The 20545-nt window shown below is 64.4% G+C and carries 16 protein-coding genes and 1 tRNA gene; 7 read left to right on the top strand and 10 right to left on the bottom strand.

What is annotated here, in order from left to right; genetic code table 11:
• Positions 1-27: 27 nt before the first annotated feature.
• Positions 28-3573: a DNA polymerase III subunit alpha gene (dnaE, locus tag FYM52_RS09335; RefSeq protein WP_154163870.1), complete on the bottom strand. Its 3546-nt coding sequence runs from the start codon at positions 3571-3573 to the stop codon at positions 28-30.
• 195 nt (positions 3574-3768) lie between these two features.
• Here dnaE and FYM52_RS09330 point away from each other — a divergent pair, with 195 nt between their 5' ends.
• Both FYM52_RS09330 and FYM52_RS09325 read left to right on the top strand, forming a co-directional pair.
• The gene (locus FYM52_RS09330; RefSeq protein ID WP_042418525.1) at positions 3769-4563 is read left to right on the top strand and encodes an outer membrane protein assembly factor BamD; all 795 of its coding nucleotides are present in this window, start codon (positions 3769-3771) and stop codon (positions 4561-4563) included.
• Positions 4564-4673: 110 nt separating this feature from the next.
• A tRNA-Val gene (locus FYM52_RS09325) sits at positions 4674-4750 on the top strand.
• A gap of 122 nt (positions 4751-4872) precedes the next feature.
• On the opposite strand, the gene FYM52_RS09320 is transcribed toward FYM52_RS09325, so the two are convergent.
• The 3 genes from FYM52_RS09320 to zapE all read right to left on the bottom strand — a co-directional run bounded on the left by FYM52_RS09320 (position 4873) and on the right by zapE (position 8811).
• Positions 4873-6906 (bottom strand): ATP-dependent DNA helicase, encoded by a 2034-nt coding sequence (locus tag FYM52_RS09320; protein WP_154163891.1) that lies wholly within the window; start codon positions 6904-6906, stop codon positions 4873-4875.
• A 107-nt stretch (positions 6907-7013) separates the two neighbouring features.
• Positions 7014-7703 carry a hypothetical protein gene (locus tag FYM52_RS09315; RefSeq protein ID WP_154163869.1) on the bottom strand — a complete coding sequence of 230 codons (690 nt, stop codon included), beginning with the start codon at positions 7701-7703 and terminating at the stop codon, positions 7014-7016.
• A gap of 10 nt (positions 7704-7713) precedes the next feature.
• Positions 7714-8811, bottom strand: coding sequence for a cell division protein ZapE (gene zapE, locus FYM52_RS09310; RefSeq protein WP_042418527.1), 1098 nt, complete (start codon positions 8809-8811; stop codon positions 7714-7716).
• 257 nt (positions 8812-9068) lie between these two features.
• Between zapE and FYM52_RS09305 the strand changes: the two genes are divergently transcribed.
• Complete coding sequence (locus FYM52_RS09305; RefSeq protein WP_154163868.1) at positions 9069-9902, top strand: multidrug ABC transporter ATPase; 834 nt, start codon at positions 9069-9071, stop codon at positions 9900-9902.
• A 208-nt stretch (positions 9903-10110) separates the two neighbouring features.
• On the opposite strand, the gene lpdA is transcribed toward FYM52_RS09305, so the two are convergent.
• The 3 genes from lpdA to FYM52_RS09290 all read right to left on the bottom strand — a co-directional run bounded on the left by lpdA (position 10111) and on the right by FYM52_RS09290 (position 15802).
• Positions 10111-11538 (bottom strand): dihydrolipoyl dehydrogenase, encoded by a 1428-nt coding sequence (gene lpdA / locus FYM52_RS09300; protein WP_154163867.1) that lies wholly within the window; start codon positions 11536-11538, stop codon positions 10111-10113.
• A gap of 93 nt (positions 11539-11631) precedes the next feature.
• Entirely contained in the window at positions 11632-12864 is a 1233-nt protein-coding gene (gene odhB / locus FYM52_RS09295; protein ID WP_042418532.1) for a 2-oxoglutarate dehydrogenase complex dihydrolipoyllysine-residue succinyltransferase, read from the bottom strand.
• A 58-nt stretch (positions 12865-12922) separates the two neighbouring features.
• Positions 12923-15802, bottom strand: a complete 2880-nt coding sequence (locus FYM52_RS09290; RefSeq protein ID WP_043383450.1) for a 2-oxoglutarate dehydrogenase E1 component — start codon at positions 15800-15802, stop codon at positions 12923-12925.
• A 336-nt stretch (positions 15803-16138) separates the two neighbouring features.
• Between FYM52_RS09290 and FYM52_RS09285 the strand changes: the two genes are divergently transcribed.
• Complete coding sequence (locus tag FYM52_RS09285; protein WP_042416429.1) at positions 16139-17191, top strand: AI-2E family transporter; 1053 nt, start codon at positions 16139-16141, stop codon at positions 17189-17191.
• Between the two features lie 55 nt (positions 17192-17246).
• Here FYM52_RS09285 and FYM52_RS09280 read toward each other — a convergent pair whose 3' ends face one another.
• Positions 17247-17459, bottom strand: a complete 213-nt coding sequence (locus FYM52_RS09280) for a hypothetical protein (RefSeq protein WP_154163866.1) — start codon at positions 17457-17459, stop codon at positions 17247-17249.
• Positions 17460-17605: 146 nt separating this feature from the next.
• Between FYM52_RS09280 and FYM52_RS09275 the strand changes: the two genes are divergently transcribed.
• The 3 genes from FYM52_RS09275 to FYM52_RS09265 all read left to right on the top strand — a co-directional run bounded on the left by FYM52_RS09275 (position 17606) and on the right by FYM52_RS09265 (position 18906).
• Positions 17606-18202, top strand: a complete 597-nt coding sequence (locus FYM52_RS09275; RefSeq protein ID WP_154163865.1) for a YigZ family protein — start codon at positions 17606-17608, stop codon at positions 18200-18202.
• A gap of 129 nt (positions 18203-18331) precedes the next feature.
• Positions 18332-18565, top strand: coding sequence for a hypothetical protein (locus FYM52_RS09270; RefSeq protein ID WP_042416440.1), 234 nt, complete (start codon positions 18332-18334; stop codon positions 18563-18565).
• A gap of 41 nt (positions 18566-18606) precedes the next feature.
• Positions 18607-18906, top strand: a complete 300-nt coding sequence (locus FYM52_RS09265) for a helix-turn-helix domain-containing protein (protein ID WP_154163864.1) — start codon at positions 18607-18609, stop codon at positions 18904-18906.
• On the opposite strand, the gene FYM52_RS09260 is transcribed toward FYM52_RS09265, so the two are convergent.
• Both FYM52_RS09260 and rlmB read right to left on the bottom strand, forming a co-directional pair.
• Positions 18903-19679: an NAD-dependent deacylase gene (locus tag FYM52_RS09260; protein WP_154163863.1), complete on the bottom strand. Its 777-nt coding sequence runs from the start codon at positions 19677-19679 to the stop codon at positions 18903-18905. The two genes, FYM52_RS09265 and FYM52_RS09260, sit on opposite strands and share 4 nt — an antisense overlap.
• A gap of 29 nt (positions 19680-19708) precedes the next feature.
• Positions 19709-20458, bottom strand: a complete 750-nt coding sequence (rlmB, locus tag FYM52_RS09255) for a 23S rRNA (guanosine(2251)-2'-O)-methyltransferase RlmB (RefSeq protein ID WP_045266852.1) — start codon at positions 20456-20458, stop codon at positions 19709-19711.
• Positions 20459-20545 lie beyond the last annotated feature (87 nt).

Genomic DNA, 20545 nt, shown 5'->3' with positions numbered 1-20545 from the left:
CTACATGGAGTCTGAGGAGGAACTGCCTCAAGCGTTGCGCCACACCAGTTGACAGCTGGCCGTGCCGACTTCGGCGCGCCATGCCGCCAGGGCCGCATTGCTGGGGTAGAACTTGTGCTGCTCGCCCAGATCGACTTCGGCCAAGGCCGCCATGCCATCGGCCTCGCAGCGCACGCCCAGGCGCACGCGCAGGCCACGCCGCAGTTCGCCCTCTGGTGTGACCTCGCGCTGCGCCGGGAACTCCCGCAGCAGGCGCTGCACATCCGGCAGCTTGTGGGCCGCATCCACCTGCAGATAGCGCGCAAAGCGGCAGCGCGCATCGGCCAGGCTGAACACGTTCTGCGCCTTGATGCGCAGGCCGCCACTGAAGTGGTCGTGCTGCACGCGACCGCTGAGCACCACGAACTCGTCGTCCTTGAGCAGATCACTGTGGGCATTCAACGTGGCCTCGTCCACCGAGGCCTCCAGCACCGCACTCTTGTCGTCCAGCTTGAACAGGCACAGCTTGCCGCGCTGGCCGTTGATCACGCGCAGATCACTCACGATGCCGGCCAGCAACTGCGGCTCGCGACTGTCGCCCAGTTCACTCAGCGGGGTATGCAGGAAATTGCGCACCTCGTGCTCCACCTCGTCGAAGAGGTGGCCCGACAGGTAAAAACCCACCGCCAGCTTTTCCTGCGTCAGGCGCTCCTTGACGCCCCAGGGCAGGACTTCGGCCAGGGCCGGCTCCTGGGTGCTGGAGCCCTGGGCATCGTCGCCCATCATGTCGAACAGGCCGCCCTGGTTGGCATTCGCCAGTTGGGCGTTCGCGTACTCGAACGCATGGTCGACCGAGGCCACCAGCGCCGCGCGGTCCAGGTGGATGCTGTCGAAGGCCCCGGCCTTGATCAGAGCCTCCAGCGTGCGCTTGTTCAGCTTGCTGCGGTCCACGCGCGCACAGAAGTCGCACAGGCTCTTGAAGGGTCCCTTGACATGCCCGTCCGGGCCTACACCCTTGCCTTCGCGCGCGGCGATGATGGCTTCGATCGCCTGCTGACCCGTGCCCTTGATCGCACCCAGGCCATAGCGGATGACCTGGTCCGTGACGGGCTCAAAGCGGTATACGCCGCGGTTGACGTCGGGCATCTCGAAGCTCATGCCCATCTTCAGCGCATCTTCGTACAGCACCTTGAGTTTGTCGGTGTTGTCCATTTCCACGGTCATATTCCCGCAGAAAAATTCCGCCGTGTAGTGCACCTTGAGCCAGGCCGTGTGGTAGGCCAGCAGCGAATAGGCGGCCGCGTGCGACTTGTTGAAGCCGTAACCCGCGAATTTCTCCATCAGGTCGAACACTTCACCGGCCTTGTGCTCATCGATGCCCTGCTTGGCCGCGCCTTCGCAGAAGGTGGCGCGGTGCTTGACCATCTCCTCCACCTTCTTCTTGCCCATGGCCCGGCGCAGCAAGTCGGCGCCGCCGAGCGAATAACCGCCCAGCACCTGGGCCGTCTGCATCACCTGCTCTTGGTAGACCATGATGCCGTAGGTTTCGGCCAGCACCTGCTCCACCAGCGGGTGCGGGTACTCGATCTGCTCGCGCCCGTGCTTGCGCGCCACGAAGGACGGGATCAGGTCCATGGGGCCGGGGCGGTACAGCGCGTTCAGCGCGATCAGGTCTTCCAGGCGCGAAGGCTTGGCGTCGCGCAACATGCCCTGCATGCCGCGCGATTCAAACTGGAACACGGCCTCGGTCTTGCCCTCCTGGAACAGCTTGTAGGTCGGGTAGTCGTCCAGGGGGATTTCCTCGAAACGGAAGTTCTCCTGGCCCTTGTGGCGCTTCATGATGAACTCGCGCGCGATCTCCAGGATGGTCAGCGTGGCCAGGCCTAGGAAGTCGAACTTCACCAGACCGATCTGCTCCACGTCGTCCTTGTCGAACATCGCCACGGCCGAATCGCTGCCCGGCTGCTGGTACAAGGGGCAAAAATCCGTCAACTTGCCCGGCGCGATCACCACACCCCCGGCGTGCATGCCGATGTTGCGGGTCATGCCTTCGAGCTTTTGCGCCAGCTCGATCAGGTTCTTGACGTCTTCCTCCTGCTCGATGCGCTGCGCCAGCACAGGCTCCGCCTCGATCGCATAGGTGTACTTGTCGCCCTCCTTCTTGGGGTTGGGCGGGTACTTCAGGGTGACATGCAGGCCCGGCTTGTTCGGGATCAGCTTGGAGATGCCGTCACAGAAGGTGTAGCTCATGTCCATGGCCCGGCCCACGTCGCGGATCACCGCCCGTGCGGCCATGGTGCCGAAGGTCGCGATCTGGCTGACCGCATTGCGGCCGTAGCGGTCCTTCACGTAGTCGATCACCCGGTCGCGGTTGGCCTGGCAGAAGTCCACGTCGAAGTCGGGCATGGAAACCCGTTCGGGGTTCAGGAAACGCTCGAACAGCAGGTTGTAGTGGATGGGATCCAGGTCCGTAATCTGGAGCACATAGGCCACCAGCGAGCCCGCCCCCGAGCCACGACCCGGGCCCACCGGGCAGCCATTGTTCTTGGCCCAGTTGATGAAGTCAGCCACGATCAGGAAGTAGCCGGGAAAGCCCATCTTCAAAATGATGCCCAGCTCAAACTCCAGGCGCTCCACGTACTGCGGACGCTTGGCGTTGCGCGCGGCGACATCGCGGAACAGCAGCATCAGGCGCTCTTCCAGCCCCTCGAAGGAGGCACGGCGGAAGTAGTCCGCGATTGACATGCCATTCGGCGTGGGAAAGTCCGGCAGGAAATACTTGCCCAGCAGCAGGGAGACGCTGCAGCGGCGGGCGATTTCCACGGTGTTCTCGATCGCGGAGGGAATGTCGGCGAACAGCTGCTCCATGTCGGCGCTGCTCTTGAAATACTGCTCCCGCGTGAACCGACGCACCCGCTTGGGGTTGCCCAGCACCTCACCTTCGGAAATGCACACCCGCGTTTCGTGGGATTCGTAATCCGCCGGCTTGTAGAACTGGATCGGATGCGTGGCCACTACCGGCAGGTGCAGGCGCGCCGCCAGCTGCACGGTCTGCATCACCAGCTTTTCATCCTCGCTGCGCCCGGCGCGCTGCAACTCCAGGTAAAAGCGGTGGGGGAACATGCTCGCCAGCTGCAGCGCCATGTCCGCCGCGCCCTGGGTGTCCCCCCGCAGCAAGGCCTGGCCAATCGGCCCGGCGTTCGCACCGGACAGCAGCAGCAGGCCCTCACCCAGCTCCTGCAGCCACTCCCATTTGAAAAACGGCTGCGCCTGGACCTTGGAGACATTGCCGGTCCAGCCCCGCGCCAGGATTTCCGACAGGTTGTGGTAGCCATGCTGGCTTTGCACCAGCACCAGCACCCGGCTGGTGGGCCCGCCCGCCAGCCCTTCCATGTTGAGCTCCGCACCCAGGAGGGGCTTCACACCCTTGCCCCGGCCAGCCTTGTAGAACTTCAGCGCCCCGAACAGGTTGTTCAGATCGGTAATGGCCAGCGCGGGCTGGCTGTCCGCCGCCGCAGCGTTGATAACGTCATTGATACGACAAGTTCCATCGACGACGGAGAACTCGGTGTGCAGGCGCAAGTGAACAAACATATGGGACAGATTGTAGAAAAAGACAGAGCCGCCTTGACCAAGCCGCCGCCATGCCCACAGCCATCCACGGAGGCCATGCGCTTTCGGGAGACCAGATTTAGCCCTATACAATGCACCTCACATTACGGATTGCGGGCTGTCCCTGGGCGGCCCGACTCGGAACTCGTTTCAACTTCTGCCCGAAAGCTGTTTGTCATGCTGCGTATTTCACGACCTGTTCTTGCTGCTGCGTTTGCAGCCGGCCTGCTGGCTGGTTGCTCTTCGACCAAAGAAGACCCCACAGCAAACTGGTCGCCTGATCGCATCTACACCGAAGCCCGGGACGAAGCCACGGCAGGCGCCTTCGACAAGGCCGTGCCGCTGTTCGAAAAGCTGGAAGGCCGCGCTGCGGGCACCCCGCTGGCCCAGCAAGCCCAGATCGAGAAGGCCTACGCCCAGTACAAGGCCGGTGAAAAGGAGCAGGCCCATGCCACGCTGGACCGCTTCATCCGCCTGCACCCCACCAGCCCTGCCATCGACTACGCGCTGTACCTCAAGGGCCTGGTGAACTTCAATGACAACCTGGGCATGTTTGCCTGGCTGTCGCGCCAGGACCTGTCCGAGCGCGACCAGAAGGCCGCCAAGGACTCCTACGAGTCCTTCCATGAGCTGACCAGCCGCTTCCCGGCTTCGCGCTACGCCCCCGATGCCCGCCAGCGCATGACCTACATCGTCAACTCGCTGGCGCAGTACGAAGTGCACGTGGCCCGCTACTACTACAACCGTGGCGCCTACGTGGCGGCGATCGCCCGCGCCCAGACCGCGCTGGCCGACTACCAGGGCGTGCCCGCCAGCCAGGAAGCGCTGGACATCCTCGTCAACTCCTACGACAAGCTGGGCATGAACGACCTGCGCGACGACGCCAAGCGTGTGCGCGAAGCCAACTTTGCGAATGCGCCGGACGCCACCAAGACCACCCAGAAAAAAGGCCCCTGGTGGAAACTCTGGTGATGGCCTGGGTGGACCACCCAGCGCACCCCCCCTTTTTTCACTGGAAATTTTTGCGCATTTGCCCGGAAGGCACTTAGAAAGCTGCTATAGTTTGCGCTTCGAACAAACACAGGCGCGTAGCTCAGTTGGTTAGAGCACCACCTTGACATGGTGGGGGTCGTTGGTTCGAATCCAATCGCGCCTACCAAATACTGCAAGCACAACCAGCTTGCCCCAATGCCCGCCACCACGCGGGCATTTTGCTTTTCGGACTCCCCCATTTTGCCGACGGTGGAGCAAGCCCACGGCCGTGCACCGCGCGCCTGCCCTTCAGTCCTCCTCGACCGGCGATGCCCCCTCGGCCAGCCGGCCCAGGGCCTGGCGCCAGGCCGCCGCCGATCCAATCCGGTGCATCGCCGGCAAGGCCTGGACGAGCCGTCTGCCATAGGCCTTGGTGCGCAGGCGCACATCGGCCACCACCAGGATGCCAAGGTCGGTTTCACGCCGGATCAGGCGGCCCGCGCCCTGCTTCAAGGCCATGGCCGCCTCCGGCAGCATGTAGTCGGCAAAGGGGCTGCGACCCACGGCCTCCAGCTGGCGCGAGCGCGCCTCCACCAGCGGATCGTCCGGCGGCGGAAATGGCAGCTTGTCGATCACCACCAGTTGCAGCGCATCACCCGGAATGTCCACCCCCTCCCAGAAGGTTGACGAGGCCACCAGCACGCAGCCGCGCCCCTGGACAGTGCCAGCACGAAAGCGCTCCATCAGCACATGCTTGGGGCTCTGCCCCTGGACCAGCACATCCACCGGCTCGAGCAGCCCCAAACGCTGCTGCAGGTGCTGACCAATGCTGTCCAGCGCCTTGAGCGTGGTGGTCAGCACCAGCGTGCGCCCGCCCAGCGCCAGGGCCCCTTCGGCCGCCAGCTGCGCCACGGCGGCGCTGTGGGTGGCCTGCTGCGCGGGCTCGGGCATGTCTTCGGGCACGTACAGCACGGCCTGGCGGGCATAGTCGAAGGGACTGTCCACCTTGAGCACCTGGGCCGTGCGCAGGCCGCAGGTTTCCGTGAACCAGCGCAGGTCCGCGTCATCCCCCAGCGTGGCCGAGGTGAAGATCCAGGCGCGGGGTGCCGCCGGCGGCGTGCCCCCCTCTTCCTGCGCCTCGGGTTCCATGTGCGCGCGCATTAGCCGCGCAATGCTCAGCGGCGACTCCATCAGCTTCAAGTGCTGGCGCGTCACCTCCAGCCAGCGCACGGCGTCATCGGGTACCGGCTGGGCAAAGCTGGCCAGTTGGGACAGCAGGCGCGCACCGCGCTCGTACAGCGGCAGCAGGGCGCGGGCGGTTTCCGCCACCTTGGCCAAGGCCAGCAGCAGCGCGCGCAGGGCCTGGCCCACGGCATGCAGCCCCTGGCGCCAGCTGGCCTCGGTCAAGCCTTCCGGCGCCACGCCCAGCCAGCGCAGGCGGCTGCCGGGCGGGCATGCGCCCCCGACGGCACGCCAGGCGTTGATGGCCTGCTCCAGCTGTGCCAGCAGCTGCATCCAGTCGGCCAGCCCGCGCGCATGCAGGGTCACCTCCGCCAGCACATCCTTGATGTAGCCCTGCAGCTGGCGCGTGCCCAGGGTCCAGCCGGCAAACTGGATGCCGGTTTCATTGAGTTGGTGGGCCTCGTCCAGCACCACGACGCCGGCCGAAGGCAGCAACTGCGCCACGCCAGAGTCGCGCACCTCCATGTCGGCAAAGAACAGGTGGTGGTTGACCACGCACACATCGGCAGCCAGGGCCTGGGCGCGTGCGGTGTTGACGTGGCACTGCTCCCAGTGCGCGCAGGCGCTGCCCACGCAGTTGTCCTTGGTCGACGTCACCATGGCCGCGACGGTGGAGTTTTCCACCCAGCCCGGCAGCTCGGCCAGATCGCCGCTGCGCGTGCCGTGCGACCAGTCCTGCACCCGCGCCACGGCGCGCAGCACCTGCGGGTCCAGCGGCACCCGGCTTTGGTGCACCTGGCCCAGGCGGTGCAGGCACAGGTAGCTGGAGCGCCCCTTGAGCCGCGCCACCCGCAGGGGCAGGCCCAGGGCCTGGACCAGGCGCGGCACATCGCGCAGGAACAGCTGGTCCTGCAGCGCCTTGGTGGCCGTGGAAATGAGCACCCGCTGGCCGCTGAGCAGGGCTGGCACCAGGTAGGAGAAAGTCTTGCCGACGCCGGTGCCCGCCTCGACCACCAGCACGCCGCCGTCTTCCACGGTGCGCGCCACGGCCAGGGCCATGGCCGTCTGGCCGGGGCGTGGGCGAAAGTGCGGCTCTGCACGCGCCAGCCAGCCATCCTGGACAAAGGCGGCGGCCACTTGGTCGTGCAGGTTCAGGGGCAGCAAGGTGTTTTCAATAAAAAGTGAGCTGGTTGCGCAGGTTTTGTAGGCGAATCACCTATAAAACCATGTGAAACGCGCGATTGGCTTGCGCCAACAGCTCCTTTTTTTTAGGGCTGCGGCAAGCCCTTGGGAGTGGGCAAGGGTTCGCCACGACGCGGTTCTGCGCCACGGGCGCGGCGCGCCTCGGCCGCCTTTTGCTTATCCTGCAGCGCCTGCACGCGCTGGGCGCGCTCGGCCTCGGACTTGGCCTCGCGCTCGGCCACCCCGGCGGTGTGCGCCGCCTCGCGCTGCGCCTGGGCGGCAGCCCGCTGCTGGGCCGCGGTCTGGCGCTCCTGCTGCTCGCGGGCCAGCTCCGCCGGCGTCTTGACCGCCGGCTGGGCGCCCTGCTTGGTGCTGGAGGTCATGGGCGCCGGCGCGTGCTTCTCGCGCTGCTTTTGCTCGATGGCCCGCAGGCGCTCGCTGGCCTTTTCCTGGCGTTCCTCGCTGTTGATGCGCAGCTCGCGCTCGCGCAGCGCGGTGTCCTGCTCGCGCGCCTGGGCGCGGACTTCGCGCAGGCAGTTGTCCACCGCAAAGCGCTGCCAGCAGGCTTTCTCGCCCTCCACCCTGCGGGCGTCGATCTGGGACCGCGTGTGCAGGATGTCCTGGCGCTCCTGCGCACGCTGCTGTGCGCGCTGTTGCAGCTCCTGGGGGGACGGTGCGGCCTCTGCCGCGGGCACAGGCTGGGCCTGGACCGAAAACGCCAGCCACCCCAGGGTCAGCCAGCAGCCCGTACGCGTCAACAAGCAAGCAGATGTCATAGCTCTCAAATCAGGTCAGCCCGGTGTCCACCACCCGGCGCTCCAGCGCCAGGAACTCCTGGGATTGCATTTCGTTCAAGCGCGACACTGTACGCGGAAACTCGTGGGCCAACGGGCCTTCGGTGTACAGCTGCTCGGGCGGCACGGCGGCCGACATGATCAGCTTGACGCGCCGGTCGTAGAGCACGTCCACCAGCCAGGTGAAGCGGCGCGCCGGCGAGGCCATGTTGACCGGCATGTAGGGCACGTTGGACAGCAGCACGGTATGGAATTGCGAGGCGATTTCCAGGTAATCGTTCTGCGAGCGCGGGTTGTCGCACAGCTCGCGGAAGTCGAACCAGATCACGCCACCAGCGCGGCGCAGGGGCTTGAGTTCGCGCGACTCGATCTTGAAGACCGGCTTCTCGTCGGGCACATCGGCCAGCTTCTCGAACGCATCCTTCATCGAGGCGTCCGCCTGCGGCCCCAGCGGGCAGTGGTAGAGCTGGACCATCTCCAGCGTGCGGCGGCGGTAGTCCGTGCCGTTGTCCACGTTGACCACGTCCATGCGGGCGTTGAGCAGGTCGATCGCCGGCAGGATGCGGTCGCGGTGCAGCCCGTCAGGGTACAGGCCGTCGGGCGTGAAATTGGAGGTGGTGACAAAGCCCACGCCATTGTCGAACAACGACACCAGCAGGCGGTGCAGGATCATGGCGTCGGTGATGTCGGCCACGTGGAACTCGTCAAAGCAGATCAGCTTGTAGCGCTTGGCGATCTTGGCACCCAGCGCATCCAGCGGGTTCTGCGTGCCTTGCAGCAGGTGCAGCTCGCGGTGCACTTCGCGCATGAATTCGTGGAAGTGCAGGCGCACCTTGCGCTTGATCGGCACGGCATTGAAAAAGCAGTCCATCAGGAAGCTCTTGCCCCGTCCGACCCCGCCGTACATATAGACGCCGCGCGGAATTTCCGGCTTCTGGAACAGCTTCTTGATCGCATTCGAGCGCTTGGATTTGTACGCCGCCCAGTCATCGGCGCAGCGCTGCAACGCATCCACGGCGCGCAGCTGCGCAGGATCGGCGGTAAAGCCCTTGGCAGCCAGCTCGGCCTCGTACGCTTGTCTCACATTCACCTTCTACCTCCAACACGGGTCCATGGCTCAAGCATGCACTCGCGTTCAGCCAAGTCTCAGGGGGAAGGAGGCGAGGATGGGTGCACGCGACACAGGTCCATCAGTGCACGGCGTCGCAGCAGGCGCGCGGACAGCAGATCCGCAGGGGCTTGTGGATATCATGTCGAGCCAACGACAAACCTGCATTCTAGCCGCCTGCTCAGGCGCTTGCGTGCCAGCACGGCGGCCGCAGCGGCGCCCCCCCTCTCCCGCCTTCCATGCACCTCCCCCATTTTCTGCGCCACCCCACCCTTGCACTGACGGTCCTGCTGGCCGCGGCCGCTGTCAGCCCTTCCACCTGGGCGGCCGACGAACAGGCCTGCGCGCCCAGCACCATCGCCGCCGTGGCACGCTGGGCCGGCGTCAGCGGCCCACTGGTGCCGTGGGAGACGCCAGGCGGCCTGATCGCGGCAGCGGCCTGCAAGCCCCTGCCCGATGCGCCGAAAACCACCATCGCGGCCATCGCCTTCGACACCCTGCAGGAAGGCCCCACCCGGGGCGACGGCAGCAAGCTGCAAGTGGTGGCCCTGGTCGAGCACGGCGCGGTGGTCGCTGCCCACCGTACCCAGATCGAAGAGGACGCCACCACCGCCGTGGGCCGCTACCACATCGACACGGCGCGCTACAGGCTCAGCCCCAGCGTGCGCGCCTTTGGCACGGTGTTCCACAGCCACGCCCTGGGATCGCGCTGCGGCGACGCGAACGCCGGTTCCGAGCTGACGCTGTGGGTGCGCGAAGGCCAACAACTGCGCCCGGTGCTGGACACCAACCTGTGGGGCTGGATCAGCATCGTAGGCACGCCATGCATGATGGGCGAGCCCCTGCAGCGCAGCGAAGAGGCCCGAATCACCCTGGGTGTGGAAAAGACCAGCCGCCATGGCTTTGCCGACCTGTCCCTGACCGCACACGTTACGCAGCACGAAGTGCGCGACGGCGCGGTCGGGCAGACCCGCCAGCGCCGGGTGCGCACCGTGCTGCGCTATGACGGCCAGTCGTATGGCAGCGACATGTTCCGCGATTTCTGGTACCCGGCCAGCCTGCGCCGCCCCTGAGGCCAGCTCTGTGCACGCTGCAAACGCCAGCCTGCTGTCTGCACGATGGCGGGATGTTCCGCATGGCCGGCATCGACTGCATACCCCCTTTTGCTGGAATGCCTGCAGCCTGCAGCCCCCTGGCCCTGCATCACTCAGTACCCCTAAAAAATAGCTGCCAGCGCCCTATCCACGGGCGCTGGCAGCCATTTACGGCTTGAAACTTGGTTTAGAAGTTCAGCGTACGCTTGTCCACGGCCAGGGCCGCTTCCTTGGTCGCTTCCGACAGCGAGGGGTGGGCATGGCAGATGCGGGCGATGTCTTCGCTCGATGCCTTGAACTCCATGGCCACCACGGCTTCGGAGATCAGCTCGGACACCATGGGGCCCACCATGTGCACGCCCAGGATTTCGTCGGTCTCGGCATCGGCCAGGAACTTCACCATGCCGGTGGTGTCACCCAGGGCGCGCGCACGGCCATTGGCCAGGAACGGGAAGGAGCCGGCCTTGTACTTCACGCCGTCGGCCTTCAGTTGCTGCTCGGTACGACCCACCCAGGCGATTTCAGGGCTGGTGTAGATCACCCAGGGGATGGTGGCGAAGTTCACGTGACCGTGCTGGCCGGCAATGCGCTCTGCCACGGCCACGCCCTCTTCCTCGGCCTTGTGCGCCAGCATGGGGCCACGCACCACGTCACCCACCGCCCACACGCCGGGCAGGTTGGTCTTGCAGTCGCCGTCGACCACGATGGCACCGCGCTCGTCCAGCTGCAGGCCCACGACCTCGGCGTTCAGGCCGTTGGTGTTGGGCACACGGCCGATCGACACCACCAGCTTGTCGGCTTCCAGCACCTGGGCTTCGCCCTTGGCGTTGGTGTATTCCAGCTTCACGCCGGCACCGGAGGTGTCGACGTTGCCGATCTTCACGCCCAGCTCGATCTTCAGGCCTTGCTTGTCGAAGGACTTCTTGGCTTCCTTGGCGATCTGCTCGTCGACCGCCGACAGGAAGGCAGGCGCGCCTTCCAGCACGGTCACTTCGGCACCCAGGCGGCGCCACACGGAGCCCATTTCCAGGCCGATCACGCCCGCGCCGATCAACGCCAGCTTCTTGGGCGCAGCGCCCACGCGCAGCGCGCCGTCGTTGGACAGCACCTTGTCTTCGTCGAAAGGCAGGCCGGGCAAGGCACGGGCATTCGAGCCGGTGGCCACCACGATCTGTGCGCCGACCAGGGTTTCTTCGGCCTTGCCGGCCACCTTGATCTCATAGCCGCCGTCCACGGCCTTCACGAACGAAGCCGTACCGTGGAAGAAAGTGACCTTGTTCTTCTTGAACAGGTACAGGATGCCGTCGTTGTTCTGCTTCACGATGGCGTCCTTGCGGGCGATCATCTTGCTGACGTCCATGGCCACTTCGCCCGTGCTGATGCCGTGGTCGGCAAAGTGCAGCTTGGCGTGTTCAAAGTGCTCGGACGACTGCAGCAGCGCCTTGGAGGGAATGCAACCCACGTTGGTGCAGGTGCCGCCGGGTGCGGGTGTGCCGGCCGTGGTCGACCAGGCGTCGATACAGGCCACGTTCTTGCCCAGTTGGGCCGCGCGGATGGCGGCGATGTAGCCGCCGGGGCCGGCGCCGATCACGATAACGTCAAATTGCTTGCTCATAACTCAAAATCTCTGTGTGTCAGGTGCTTGAAAAAACCCACCGCAGGGCGTGGCCGAGGGTGGGTTTTCGTCGAGGTTCGAACCCTGTGGGGATTACAGGTCGAACAGCAGGCGGGAAGGATCTTCCAGCGCGTCCTTCATGGCCACCAGGCCCAGCACGGCTTCGCGGCCGTCGATGATGCGGTGGTCATACGACATGGCGAAGTAGTTCATGGGGCGCACCACGACCTGGCCGTTTTCGACCACGGCGCGGTCCTTGGTGGCGTGCACGCCCAGGATGGCGGACTGTGGGGGGTTGATGATGGGGGTGGACATCATCGAGCCGAAGGTACCGCCGTTGGAGATCGAGAAGGTGCCACCGGTCATCTCTTCGATGCCCAGCTTGCCGTCGGCGGCCTTCTTGCCGAATTCAGCGATCTTCTTTTCGATGTCGGCAAAGCTCATCTGGTCGGCGTTGCGCAGGATGGGCACCACCAGGCCACGGGGCGAACCCACGGCGATACCGATGTCGAAGTAGCCGTGGTAAACGATGTCGTTACCGTCCACCGAAGCGTTCAGCACGGGGTACTTCTTCAGGGCATGCACGGCCGCCTTCACGAAGAAGGACATGAAGCCCAGCTTCACACCGTGTTCCTTGGTGAAGTCGTCCTGGAACTTCTTGCGCAGCGCCATCACGGGCGCCATGTTGATTTCGTTGAACGTCGTCAGGATGGCGTTGGTGGATTGCGACTGCAGCAGACGCTCGGCCACACGGGCACGCAGACGTGTCATGGGCACGCGCTGCTCGGGGCGACCCGACAGGTCTTCCTTGACGGCAGGTGCTGCCACCTGGGGCAAGGCAGCCTTGGGAGCGCCCGTGGGGATGCTGGCACCCGCCTTGATGGCGGACAGGGCATCACCCTTGGTCACACGGCCGTCCTTGCCTGTGCCAGCCACATTGGCGGCGGACAGGTTGTTCTCGGCCAGCAGCTTGGCAGCAGCAGGCATGGCCACATCGCCCTTGTTGGCGGCAGCGGCAGGCGCAGCAACCGGTGCAGCGGCGGCGGCAGGGGCTGCAGCCGCAGGTGCGGCAGCGCCGGCCACGGCTTCGGTGTCGATCTTGGCGATCAGTTGGTCAGCGGTCACGGTGGCACCGTCACCTTGCACGATTTCGGTCAGCACGCCAGCAGCGGGGGCAGGCACTTCCAGCACGACCTTGTCGGTTTCGATTTCGATCAGGATTTCGTCCACGGCGACAGCTTCGCCGGGCTTCTTCTTCCAAGTCAGCATGGTCGCTTCGGCGATGGACTCGGACAGCTGGGGGACTTTAACTTCTACGATTGCCATTTTGAATTCTTTCCAAAAAGTGGGAGACGCCCCTGCCTAAGCAGGGGTTGTGCCTGGATTACTTGGTCAGGACAAAGCCTTTGAGCTTGGCGAACGCGGCTTCCACCAGGTTCTTTTGCTGCTCAGCGTGCAAGTGGGCATAACCCACGGCTGGCGATGCAGAGGCTGCACGACCGGCGTAACCCAGCTTCTGGCCTTCTTGCATGTTCTCGTAGATGTTGTGCTGGATGAAGAACCACGCGCCTTGGTTTTGTGGCTCGTCCTGGCACCACACCAGTTCCTTGGCATTCGCGTACTTCTTGACTTCGGCTTCGAAGGCCTTGTGGGGGAAGGGGTACAGCTGTTCCACGCGGATGATGGCGACATCGTCCACTTCCTTCTCGGCACGCTTCTTCACCAGATCGTAGTAAACCTTGCCGGAGCAGGCGATGATGCGCTTGACCTTGTCGGCCTTGGCCACGACGGCGGCATCACGCTCGGGGATCACGGTCTGGAAACCACCGGAGGTGAACTCGGTCAGCGGCGATGTCGCATCCTTGTTACGCAGCAGCGACTTGGGCGTCATGATCACCAAAGGCTTGCGCAGGTTGCGCACCATCTGGCGACGCAGCACGTGGAAGATCTGGCTGGCCGTGGTGGGCTGCACGATCTGCATGTTGGTGTCGGCTGCCAGTTGCAGGAAGCGCTCCAGACGCGCCGAGCTGTGCTCGGGGCCCTGGCCTTCGTAGCCGTGGGGCAGCATCATGGTCAGACCGTTGACGCGGCCCCACTTCACTTCGCCGGAGGCGATGAACTGGTCGATCACCACCTGGGCGCCGTTGGCGAAGTCGCCGAACTGGGCTTCCCAGATCACCAGGGTGTTGGGATCGTTGGAGGCGTAGCCGTATTCAAAGCCCAGCACTGCCTCTTCGGACAGGATGGAGTCGATGACGACGAAGGGCGCCTGGTTCTCGGCCACGTTCTGCAGCGGGATGTAGGTGCCTTCGTTCCACTTTTCACGCTTTTGATCGTGGATCACGGCGTGGCGGTGGGTGAAGGTGCCACGGCCGCAGTCTTCACCAGACAGACGCACGGGGTAGCCCGAGGCCACCAGCGATGCGAAGGCCATGTGCTCACCCATGCCCCAGTCCACGTTGACTTCGCCGCGGCCCATGGCGGCGCGGTCGTCCACCACCTTCTTCACCAGGGAGTGGGGGTTGACGGTCTCGGGCAGCGTGGTGATCTTCTCGGCCAAACGCTTCCATTCGGCCAGAGGAATCGCGGTATCGCCGGCATCGGTCCACTTCTTGCCCAGGAAGGGGCTCCAGTCGACCGCGTACTGGCTCTTGAAGTTGGTCAGCACCACTTCCTGGGTGTGACGGCCTTCGTCCATGGCAGCGCGGTAGGCCTTGGCCATGTCGTCACCCAGGGTCTCGCCCAGGCCTTGGGCTGCCAGCTTGTCGGCATACAGCTTGCGCGTGCCAGGGTGGGCCGCGATCTTCTTGTACATCAGCGGCTGGGTCAGCGCAGGCGTATCTTGCTCGTTGTGACCCAGCTTGCGGAAGCAGACGATGTCCACCACCACGTCCTGCTGGAACTCCATGCGGTAGTCCAGGGCCAGTTGCATGCTCAGTGCCACGGCTTCGGGATCATCACCGTTCACGTGCAGCACGGGCGACTCGACCATCTTCACGATGTCGGTGCAGTAGGTGGTCGAACCCTTGTCGCGGGGGTCAGAGGTGGTGAAACCGATCTGGTTGTTGATGATCAGGTGCACGGTGCCGCCGGTGGAATAACCACGGGTCTGCATCAGTGCCAGGGTTTCCTGGTTCACACCTTGGCCGGCGAAAGCGGCATCGCCGTGCACCAGCACAGGCATCACCTGCTTGCCTTCGGGGTCGTTGCGACGGTCCATGCGCGAACGCACCGAACCTTCGACCACAGGGTTCACGATTTCCAGGTGGGAAGGGTTGAACGCCAGCGACAGATGCACGGGGCCGCCGATGGTCGACACGTCGGAGCTGAAGCCCTGGTGGTACTTCACGTCACCTGCGGGCAGATCTTCGGGCGCAGTGTGCTCGAATTCGGCGAACAGGTCCTTGGGCATCTTGCCCAGGGTGTTGACCAGCACGTTCAGACGGCCACGGTGGGCCATGCCGATGACCACTTCCTGGACACCCTTGGCACCGGCCGCATTGATCAGCTCGTCCATCGCCACGATGAAAGACTCCCCGCCTTCCAGCGAGAAGCGCTTCTGGCCCACATACTTGGTGTGCAGGTAGCGTTCCAGGCCTTCGGCCGCAGTCAGGCGGTCCAGGATGCGCTTTTTCTGGTCGGCATTGAAAGCAGGCTTGGAGCGGATGGACTCCAGGCGTTGCTGCCACCAGCGCTTTTGCACCTGGTCGGTGGTGTACATGTACTCGACACCGATGGTGCCGCAGTAGGTCTCGCGCAATGCGTTGAGCAACTCGCGCAAGGACATGGTTTCCTTGCCGAAGAAGGTGTTGCCCACGTTGAACACGGTTTCCTGGTCGGCATCGGTGAAGCCGTAGAACGCAGGATCGAGTTCAGGAATTTCAGGGCGCTCGGTGCGCTTGAGGGGGTCCAGATCGGCCCAGCGTTGGCCGACGTTGCGATAGGCCGCAATCAGCTGTTGTACCGCGGTGCGCTTGCGCCCGAGTTCGGAGTCGGCACCGGAAGCCACGACCACCTTGGTGCCGCCTTGCTTGGCGCGCTCAGCGAAAGCATTGATGACGGGCTGGTGGGGAATGTCTTTGGCGTTGGATCCATCGACTGCAGGAACGTGCTGCAGGGCGTCGAAGTATTCGCGCCAGGAATCGGGAACGCTGCCAGGGTTGGCCAGATAGTTCTCATACATTTCTTCGACGTAAGGGGCATTGCCGCCGAAGAGATAGGTGTTGCCTTGATAGGCTTGGTAGACAGTGGGCTGATCGCTCATATTCCGCTGACCTTCGCTTTCCTGGAGAAAGCTTTAGCTGGTTGGTAAACCTCCCGCGACACGGCTGTACCGATTGGCGGATGCGACTGTGGCAAAGGAAGGGCCTGTTGTTGCTGCGCCATTGTGCCATCGAAAGCACAATTCGTTTGTGAAGGTCTTATGTAAGAGTTGAGGAATTTCATCGTGCATTGCAACAAACACGTGCCTGAAATGCTCCTCAAAACATATTTCTTATGTAAAACCGCCTGCAGCATAGTTTCGGCAATAAGCAAGTCGCGTACAGTCTGCGCTTGAACATCGCACCAGCCGAGCCCCCTCAGCCCCATCCATCTGGCCATGCCCTCTGAAAAGACCACCAACCGCACCTTCTTGCTTCTCTTGATTGCAGTCAGCGCGGGATTCGGCGTGATTCTGTGGCCCTTCATCGGCGCCATCTTCTGGGCCCTGGCGCTGGCCATCCTGTTCCACCCACTGAACAAGCGCCTTTTGCAGCGCATGCCCAGCAAGCCCAACCTGGCCACCCTGGTCACTTTGGCGCTCTGTCTGCTGGGAGTCATCCTGCCGTTGGTGCTGATCGCCACCTCAGTGGTCAGCGAAACCGTGATCATCTACAACCGCATGTCGACGGGGCAGCTGGACTTCGGCACCTACTTCCAGCAGATCAGTGCCGCCATGCCCGCGTGGATGAAAGATTTGCTGCAACGCATCAACTTGGCGTCAACCCAGGAAATCCAGAGCAAGCTCTCCAGCGTGGCCGCCGAAGCCGGCAAGCTGATCGCGGGCAAGGCCGTGGAACTGGGCCAGAACACGCTGGGCTTTGTGGTGAGCTTCGGCATCATGCTGTACCTACTGTTCTTTCTGCTGCGCGACGGCACCCGCCTCGCACAGCGCGTGCGCAACGCCATTCCAATGGAACGCGAGCACAAGCAAGCCCTGGCCGACAAGTTCGCCACCGTCATCCGCGCCACCGTCAAGGGCAACCTGGTGGTTGCCTGCGCCCAGGGGGCACTGGGTGGCCTGATCTTCTGGATTCTGGACATCCAGGGCGCTGTGCTCTGGGGGGTGCTGATGGCCTTCCTGTCGCTGCTGCCCGCCGTGGGCGCCAGCCTGATCTGGGGGCCGGTCTCCATCTACTTCATGGCCACCGGCAGCGTCACCCAGGGCCTGGTGCTGGCCACCTATGGCGTGGTGGTGATCGGGCTGGTGGACAACATCCTGCGCCCCATACTCGTTGGCAAGGACACCAAGCTGCCTGACTACATCGTGCTGATCACCACCTTGGGGGGCATGTCGATTTTCGGGCTCACCGGTTTCGTGATCGGCCCAGCCATCGCCGCCCTGTTCATCGCCTGCTGGGAAATCTTCAGCCCGCAACAACCGGACGAGTAAGCCCACCCATCAAAAAGCCGCCCTCATTGGCGGCTTTTATGCGGAAATCTCACGCTCACCACTCCCCGATGCTGCGCACCAGATGGTCCAGGTCACATGGCGTGGGGCCAGCCTGGGCTTGCACTGCCTGCGGTGCATCGCCACCCATCTGCGCCACATTGGAGGCTTGCCCCTGCTGCAAGGGCGCAGACAGTGGCGGGTGCTGCGTATGGTGGCGGCCAAAGGTGTGACCGGACAACAGGCTGTGGGTGGCAGGTGGTGTGGACATGGCGGCACGCTCCTTGAACTCGACTGTAAGAAGCCTGAACAACCGCCGCCGTAGGACAAGGTTCACAAGGACTGTCACTGGGGCCTAGGCATAACCCTCACCCAGTCGCCAGCACGGCCCTCGGATTCCTTTAAGCTTGCCGCCCTATGCCGCAAACGATTGCCCGCCCAGCCCACAGCGAACTGCTCATCAAAAAAAGCCGCTTCATCGGTTGCGTGCAACCCATGCACGATCGCGCCAGCGCCCAGGCGGTGGTCGATGCCCTGCGCCAGACCCACCCTGGCGCCGCCCACGTTTGCTGGGCCTTGCTGGCGGGCGGCCAGTCGGCTGCAGTCGATGATGGCGAGCCCAGTGGCACGGCGGGCCGCCCAATGCTGGAAGTCCTGCGCCACCACGACCTGGAAGGCGTGCTGGCCACCGTGGTGCGCTATTTTGGCGGCGTCAAGCTGGGCGCCGGAGGCTTGGTGCGCGCCTACACCGACAGCGTGGCCCAGGCCTTGCTGCAGGCCGAAAAGATCACCTTGCAGCGCATGGTGACGCTGCAGTGCAGCCTGCCCTATGCCCTAGAAGGCTGGCTGCGCCGCGAACTGGAGCAGGCCGGCGCCCAGTTGCAGAACATCCGCCACCACAGCCGCGTGGACATGCAGTGGAGCATGCCCCAGCCGCACAGCGCAGCCCTGGTCCAGCACCTCAACGACGGCGGCCAGGGACGGATTGCTTGGCTGCCCTACTGGCCCGATTGATTCCAAGGCCCAGCCCTGCCAGCCTGCGCGTATCGGCCAAACAAAGCGGGCAATCGGTTTTTTATTGATCGACCGCAAGATGAGCTCCACTTTTAGAGTTCAGGCATTCCTACCGGACCCTGCCTGACCATGGATTTACGCTACGCCACCGCCCTTCGCAACGCCACCAACGCTTGGGCGCAGAACCGCGTCACCGACAGCCTGACGCTGCAGGAGCTGCGCCGTTCCCCCAACCAGCAGCAGCAACCGCAACGCGACCATCCCGCCACGCCGGGCAGCGCTGCAGCCACACCGATGGCGCACGCCCAACCCGAGCTGGCGCGCTACGGCAACCTGGGCACACGCCTCAACGTATTTGCCTGAGGCCGCCGACCGCGGCCTCCAAACCGGATTACAGTCGTGGCATGAGCACCACCCCAGCCACCGGCGAAGACCACCACAAACCCGCTTACCCCCTGGTCACCGCCTTGACCGCTATCCGCAAGGCCCGTCATATGACCCAGGCCGAACTGGCCCAGCATGCCGGGCTGTCGCGCATGACGGTGCAACGGCTGGAAAGCAACGGACTGGATCCACGGCTGTCCACCCTGCAGGAAATGGCTCGCGTGCTGGAGCAGGAGATGGTGACCATCCCCCGGCACCTGCATGGCAGCTTCCACGAATGGTTGGCCGCGCAAACCGCGCACGGCAAGACCCACCCTTAAACACCCCCCTCATCCAGCCGCAGCAGTTGCGGCAATGCCTGGGCCGCCGTGGCGCGCACACAGGCATCGGCCAACCTGTCCAGCTCGGTCGCATCGGGGTTGACCACCACCACACGTGCACCCTGCTGGTGGGCTTGAAAGACCAGCCCCGCTGCCGGGTAGACCACGCCCGAGGTGCCCACCACCAGCATCAGGTCGCAGGTTTGCACCGCGGCTTCCGCCTGCGCCAGGGCCGCCGCTGGCAGGTGCTCGCCAAACCAGACCACGCCGGGGCGCACCGTGTTACCGCAGGTGGGACAAGATGGCGGCTCGCCCCCACGCTGCACGGCAGCCTCTAGATCGCACTGCGGGCACACCGCGTCCAGCCATTGGTGGGCCAGCAAATCCCCGTGCAGGCAGATCACACCGGGGCTGCCCGCCCGCTGGTGCAGGCCGTCCACGTTCTGCGTCACCAGTTGCAGCTTGCCCGGGTGGTGATGGGCAAACTGCGCCAGCGCCTGGTGCGCGGCATTCGGCTGCACTGTGGACACCAGGGCACGCCGGTGGGCGTACCACTGCCAAACGCGCTGCGGGTGGGCCCGAAAACCTGGCTCCGACGCCATCTCCTGCGGATCGAACTGCGCCCAGATGCCGGTTTGCACGTCGCGGAACGTGGGCACCCCCGACTCGGCACTGACGCCCGCGCCGGTCAGCACCGTCACTTGCCGGGCCTGCTGCAGCCAGGCGCGCACTTGCCGCAGAATTTCAGTGTTTTCTGGCTCTAGCGCAGGCATGGCAAGCGCTGACAGCTATCTTTTTGTGCTTATGCCTGGCGCTGGCGCACGGCCTCGTACAGGCACACGCCACTAGCCACGGACACGTTCAGGCTTTCCACGGCACCTTGCATGGGAATGCTGATCAGCTCGTCGCAGGTCTTGCGGGTCAGCTGGCGCATGCCGTCGCCCTCGGCGCCCAGCACCAGGGCCACGGGGCCCTTGAGGTCCACCTGGTACAGGTGCTTGTCGGCATCACCGCTGGTGCCGATGATCCAGATGTTGCGCTCCTTGAGTTCCTTGAGCGTGCGCGCCAGGTTGGTCACCATGAAGTACGGCACGGTCTCGGCCGCGCCGCTGGCCACCTTGGCCACCGTGGCGTTGATGCCCGAGGCATGGTCCTTGGGCGCGATCACGGCGTGCACGCCCGCACCGTCAGCCACGCGCAGGCAGGCGCCCAGATTGTGCGGATCGGTCACACCATCCAGCACCAGCAGCAAGGGGTTCTGCACCCCGCTTTCTTCCAGGTCGTCCAGCAGCTCTTCGAGCGTGCGGGTGTCCTTGACCTCGTCCACGCGCGCGGCCACGCCCTGGTGGCCGTGGCTGCCGGCCAACTTGGCGATGCGCATGGCATCGGCTTCGATCAGGCGCGCACCGGCTTCCTTGGCTTTTTCCAAGAACTGGCGCATGCGCGCATCGCGGCGCGTGCCTTCGTAATAAATCTCAATGATGGATTGGGGCGCGGTCTTCAGACGCACGCCGACGGCATGAAAGCCGAAAAGCACTTTGGGGGACGACATAGGGCAGCGATTATCCCGCTTCGCAGCCCCGCGCCAAGGGCCGCACACAGATACCTGTAGAGCGGGCTTCAATTCATGCCGGTGCAT

It is taken from the genome of Comamonas sp. CAH-2 (genome assembly GCF_009668305.1).
Taxonomy (GTDB): Bacteria; Pseudomonadota; Gammaproteobacteria; order Burkholderiales; family Burkholderiaceae_C; genus Comamonas; species Comamonas aquatica.
Note: the sequence above shows the minus strand (reverse complement) of the source record. Positions and strands in the feature narration are given on the sequence as shown.